The 5,873-nt window shown below is 68.0% G+C and carries 3 protein-coding genes; 2 read left to right on the plus strand and 1 reads right to left on the minus strand.

What is annotated here, in order from left to right; translation table 11 throughout:
- Positions 1-311 precede the first annotated feature (311 nt).
- Entirely contained in the window at positions 312-4,163 is a 3,852-nt protein-coding gene (locus OXU43_03190; GenBank protein ID MDD9824164.1) for a DUF3971 domain-containing protein, read from the plus strand.
- Between the two features lie 146 nt (positions 4,164-4,309).
- Here OXU43_03190 and OXU43_03195 read toward each other — a convergent pair whose 3' ends face one another.
- Positions 4,310-4,717, minus strand: a complete 408-nt coding sequence (locus OXU43_03195) for a hypothetical protein (protein ID MDD9824165.1) — start codon at positions 4,715-4,717, stop codon at positions 4,310-4,312.
- Positions 4,718-4,861: 144 nt separating this feature from the next.
- On the opposite strand from OXU43_03195, the gene OXU43_03200 reads away from it, so the two are divergent.
- Positions 4,862-5,857: an ATP-grasp domain-containing protein gene (locus OXU43_03200; GenBank protein MDD9824166.1), complete on the plus strand. Its 996-nt coding sequence runs from the start codon at positions 4,862-4,864 to the stop codon at positions 5,855-5,857.
- Positions 5,858-5,873 lie beyond the last annotated feature (16 nt).

A 5,873-nucleotide genomic window follows, 5' to 3' on the forward strand; every position in this document is an offset into this window, starting at 1 on the left:
CCGTCCCAGACAACGACACTTCCGGCGGAAAACCGGCGCTCGTGCAATATCCGGGCTAGCGGTCGGCGGGGCTCCAGCGCAGCGATGGCAACGGGCGGGTGCGGATTCCCGAGCGCCACAGGCACCGCAGTTCCGCAGCGTATCCGTTGCGGGCGCATCCGCGAGTATAATAGAGCGGTCTTTCCCCAGGCGCCGGGGAAACCGCCAATGAACCAGAAATTCCTGATCAGCCTCGCCTCCCGGAAGTTCCAGGCCGCCATGACGCGATCGCCGAGTTCCAGATCGCTTTCCTGTAGCGCGGGAGGACCGGCTTGAGCGAATCTCGCCTCCCGCCGCCGGCCCGCGCGCGCCGGATAAGACAGACGCTGTTGCTATCGCTGGCGCTGACCGTCGCGGGTCTGCTCGCGGCCCTGCGCCTGTTGCCGTACTGGCTAGACGCGTACCCGCAACAAGCGGCACGGATCGTCGGCTCGTACCTGAATTTCCCCCTGCAAGCGGGAGAGATCTCGTCATCCTGGCAGGGATGGCGGCTTATTCTGGAGGCCCGCGCCGTCAAATTCCCGAAGCTGGACGGGCGCGGCTCCCGGGCGCAAATCGAACTCTTGCGCCTGGAGCTGCTCCCGCTCTCCCTCCCGCACCGGCAATGGCCGGGCCTGCGGCGAGTTGTCGTGAAGGGCTTGTTGGCGGAGTTGAGGCCGCCGCGGATCGGCGCCAGCGCCGCCCCATGGCGGCCGGGACAATTCCCCGAATCGTTCTCCATGCAAGAATTCGCGCGTTCCCACGGCCGGACGCTCCCTGAAAAAGACCTGTTTTTCCTCGACTCCGAGTTGCGGTGGCTGCCGGCGACAGACGAACACCAGCCGCTGCCGCCGCTCTCTATTCCCTCCCTGCGCCTGCAACGGCGGAAGGGCGGCATTTTGGTTGACGCCACCGTGGCCCCTCCCGCCTCCTACGGCGATCCCTGGCGCCTGCGCTTCGACAGCCGCGGTCCGTTAGGCAAGGGCAACGGCCTGTTGCATATTGCCAGCGAAGGACTGGAACCGGCCCGCTGGCTGCCTCCCGGCCGGGTACCGGGTCCGTTGCGTCCGACAGCGGGCCGACTGCAGGGCGAGGCCTGGCTGGACTGGCGCCGGGGCAAACTGGAATCGCTGCAGGGCCGCCTGGCGGGCGAGCTGCGATTGCAAACGGCGGCAGGCCAGCGGCTGCATCCGCGAAAACTGAGCGCCCAGTTCGTCGGCGACCGGGATGGGAAAGAGTGGCATTACTACGGGGCGCGTATCGAAACCATGGCGACGGACAGCGGTCCCTGGCCGCCCACCGAGCTGCGCCTGGCCCAGGCGCCGACGGGCGCAGAGCGGCAACTGCTGCTGAACCGGCTGGCCTTGCGGAAACTGCCGGAATTGCTGCCCCTGCTGCCGGAAAAAATACTGAAAAAAGAATGGACCGCGCGCGTCCCGCCGAACGCGGGCGGCGAGCTGCGCAACCTGTTGCTGCGTACAGGGGCAGGCGCCCCCAGCCTGGAACTGGAACTGGCCGAGGTCGAACTGGCCGGCGGCAAGCTGCTGCGCCGGGCATCGGGAGTCGGCGGCCGCGCCTGGATCGGCGACGACGGCATCAGGGCCCGGCTGCATGGCAGGGAGATGGTGCTCGATATTCCCCGCTTATTCGATATCCCCCTGGAACTGGTGCGCCCACGGGCCTTCCTGCACTGGGAGCCGGCGGCGGAGCGGCCGCGGTTGCGCTTTCTCCCCGCGACGGCGCAACTCTCCGGGGCACACTGCAAGCTGCACGGGACGCTGTACTGGCCGGGGCAACGGCGGCCGGCGGCGGCCGACCTGTACGTGCGCGTAGAAGACGCCGCGGCGCGCGACGTATTGCGGCATCTGCCCGTCAAGATCGGCGCCGGTACGCGGCGTCTCATGGAGACGACGATCCGCTCCGGCAAAGTGCGGCTTGGGCGCATTGTCTATCGCGGCGCGTTCGCGGACTTCCCTTTCGCCGCCAACGAGGGGCGCTTCCAGACCCGCATTCGTCTGCAGCAAAGCCAAGTGGCCCTGCGCGGCGACTCCCTGCCCCCGCTCCGCGACACCTCGGGCAATCTGGAGTTCGACGAGAGCAGTTTCCGCTCGCGGTTCGCTGGCGGGAGCTGGAACGGCCTGCGCGTAATCGGCGGCCAGATCGAGATCCGCGACATGAAGGAGCCGCAACCGGAGCTTCAGGTGCGGCTGCAGGGAGATCTGGAATCCGTACGGGAATGGCCCGCCGCCGAAGGCCTGCGCCTGCCAGCCGGCTGGCGCGGCGGCGGCGAGGCGGAGCTTGAAGCGCACTTCCGGCTGTCCGCCTCCCGCGCCGTCGGCGCCTGGCCCATACCGGAACGCGGGCGCCTGAAACTGCGCCAGGGCTGGCTGAAGCCGCCCGTCGGGCCCGGCCTGAGCGATATCCGGGGCACCGTGGAGGTCCGGGACGGCGCCCTGGTCAGCGAGGGCCTGCATGCGAACTACCGCGGCGACCCGTTGCGCATTCACCTGCGCTACCGCCCCGACAAAGCGCCGCGCTTCGCGTTCACCGCGCGCGGCAAGATCGGCGCCGAAACGATCGCCGCCGAGATCGAACGCTGGGGACTGGCGCCGGCCGATACCCCATCTTCCTTCGTCGCCGGACGGCTGCAGGGCGCCTCGGACTGGCAGGCAACCTACCGCGCGCATGAGGAGACTTGGCGCCTGGAACTGCATTCCCCCCTGCGCGGCCTCGCCGTCCGGCTGCCCTCGCCCCTGGGCAAGACCGCCGCCGAAGAACGCACTCTCTCCCTGCGCCTCGAGCGGCCCGCGGCGGAGGCAAGCCCCGCGCTCGCATGGCGATACGGACGGCAACTCCAGGGCAGCTACCGCCCCGATGCCCGGGCGGGACTGCCGGCGCGGTTCTCCGTGCAGGGACAAATCGGTATGCTAAGTATGGCCGAGTGGAGCGAACTGCTGTCCGAATTGCCGCGGAACCAGCCTGTGGCCCCGCCGTCCCTGCTTGGCGACACCCGGCTGCAACTCGACCGACTGGAACTGTTCGGCGCGCAATATCACGACATCTCGGCCGCGGTGGAGGCCACCCCGGAGGCATGGCGCGTCTCTCTGAGCGGCAGCGAACTGGACGGCGAACTGCATATACCTGCGCGACCGGATCCAACTTGGAGCGTCGCCTTGTCGCGCCTGTCCCTGGCCGGGCCGAAATTAGACCTCCCGAAAACCTCCCAAAAACCGGACGTGGACCCCCGCACCATGCCCACCGTGGCAGTCACGGTGCAGGAACTACTGCGCGACGGCACCTCGCTGGGCAGCCTGCACATCGCCACCGAGCGTATCGAAAGCGGCCAGGACCTGCGCCTGAAACTTGAGAGCGAAGGCCTGCTGCTGGACGCCACCGGCACCTGGGAGCAGCGCGAGGAGACGACGCAAACAGCGATCGAACTGACTCTGACAGCGGAAGAATTAGCGCATCTGTACCGGCTCCTTGGCGCCCCCTCGCCGACCCAGAAGGCGCCGACCCGGTTGCGGATGAGCCTGGACTGGCCCGGATCGCTGGCGGACTACAACTTGACCACGATGCGAGGCACGCTGGACATAGACCTGGGCAAGGGACGACTGCGCGATATCCAGTCCGGCGCCTCCGGATTGTTCGGCATTCTCAATTTGCAGAGCCTGTTGCGCCGGCTGCGGCTGGATTTCTCCGACCTGTTCGACGTGTTCCGCAAGGGGTTGAGCTTCGACTCGATCGCTGGCCGCCTGCGACTGGAAGACGGCAACGCCTACACGGACGACCTCACGGTCCGCGCCCCAGGCATAGACATTTATATCAGCGGCCGCAGCGGCTGGGCAGAACGCGACTACGACCAGGAAATTGCCGCCATCCCCAACCTTTCCAGCAACTGGCCCCTGTACGGGGTGCTGTTCGGCGGCATCCCCGGCGCCGGGATCGGCGGCGCCGTACTGTTACTGGACCGCTGGTTCGGCCAAGGCAAGGCCAACTTCGACCGCATCCTGACTCGCAAGTACCATATGACCGGCAATTGGGAAGAGCCCCGCATCGTCCGGCTGCGGGCAGAGCTGGAACAGCCGCAGAACGGTTTCGAGCGCCGCTCGCCGCTGGGCGGCGGCATCCCCGAACCGCAATAGACGCAGAACCGCCTCCGTGCCGGACTCCCGGCCTGTAGCGAATTCGGGGACTCTGCTGCGAGGAAGGAGGGGAACATTCGGCAACCGGAGCTGCCGGAGAGAGACGCGCGGCAGCGCGGCAGGGCGCGGGCGCGCCACTGCCGCCTTTACTGCCGCGTCATATCGGCGCAGCCGACGGTGGCCATTTCCCACGTCTCCACGTAGCAGGCGCTGATGCGGTCGGGGCCCATGATCCTGCCGTGATTGTAGCCCCTGCTGTTGGAGGCCACCCACACAAAGGACACGTTGTCTGGAAAGATCACGCCGAAAAAATCCCTGCGTCCCTCGGAGTAAACGAAGTAGCCGCGGAAACGGCGGTCTCTCTGCTCGGTGATATGGACTACCTTTTCGCCCCATTCCCTGTAACCTTTCAGGTCAGAGAGCGTGTAGTTCACGCCTTTCCAGTCGCCGACCAAATCGGGGATGCCGTCGTCGGCGAACGCGGCAACGGGCAACAGCGCGATAACGGCCGTCAAGGCGAGGAGCGAGTAAAGTCTGGTCGTCCTGGCATGCATCGGGTTCGCCTCCCTTTGTCTTCCGGCGCATAATCTTACTCCCGATCCGGGCCCGGGGAAAGTGTTGCGCAAGCCGTCCCCCAGGGGGCGGAGTACGGGCGCGGGAGAGGCATCCTGGGGCTGCCGTTCCAGGGCGGCGAAGGCATGGCGATGAAGGTATTGCTATTCGAGTACATTACCGGCGGGGGCTGCCGCGACCGGGAACTGCCAACGCCCCTGGCGCAGGAAGGCGAATTGATGCTGCAGGCGCTGGGTGCCGGCCTGAGCGCGGTTGCGGGCGTCCGTCTGACGACATTGCGCGACGCGCGGCTGCCAACGCCGGCCTTCGAGACCGACCTGCTGCGGGTGGGGACAGGCGACGACTGCGGCGCGATGCTGGACGAGGCGCTGGCGGACACCGATGCCTTCTGGCCCGTCGCGCCGGAGACCGGCGGGCTGCTGGCCAGATTGTGCCGCCGGGCAGAAGAACGGGCCTGCCTGTTGTTAAACTCGCCCGCGTGCGTGGTCGAGCAGACCGGCAGCAAATACCGCGCCGCGCAATGCCTGCGGGAAGCGTCGGTCCCCTGCGTGGAGACTGCGCGCCTGAGCGATTGCCGTTTTCCGCAAAAGCGCCGCCTGGTGATCAAACCGGACGATGGCACGGACTGCGAGGGCGCCCGCCTGCTGCCTGCCGGCGCGCTGCCGGACCGGGACGCGCAGTCGCGGGGAGATTACCTGTGTCAGCCTTACCTGGAGGGCGTGGCGGCCAGCCTCAGCGTGATCTACTCGCCGGCGGCGGCGCCCTGCCTGGTCGGCGTCAACCGACAAGAGGTTGCGCTCGAGCGGGGACGCTTCCGCCTGCGCGCCTGCCACGTCAACGCGCTGGCCGGCGCGGCACTGGATTGCGCGGAGATCGCGGCGGGCGTGCAGCGGGCTTTCCCGGGACTGGTGGGCTACGTGGGCATAGACGCAATAGCGAACGGGGTAGCGCTGACCGTGCTGGAGGTCAATCCGCGGGCGACGACCTCGTTCGCGGGGCTGGCCCGCTCCACGGACTGGAACCCCTGTGCCGGCGTCTTGCGCGCCGCCTCCGGCGAGGCGCCGGGCGGCCCGCCGCTACGGAACCGTGCCACAGTCGAGGTGCGCTGCGATGGCGGCTGAGGTCGTCGGCTGGGAC

The organism is Gammaproteobacteria bacterium (genome assembly GCA_028817255.1).
GTDB lineage: Bacteria > Pseudomonadota > Gammaproteobacteria > Porifericomitales > Porifericomitaceae > Porifericomes > Porifericomes azotivorans.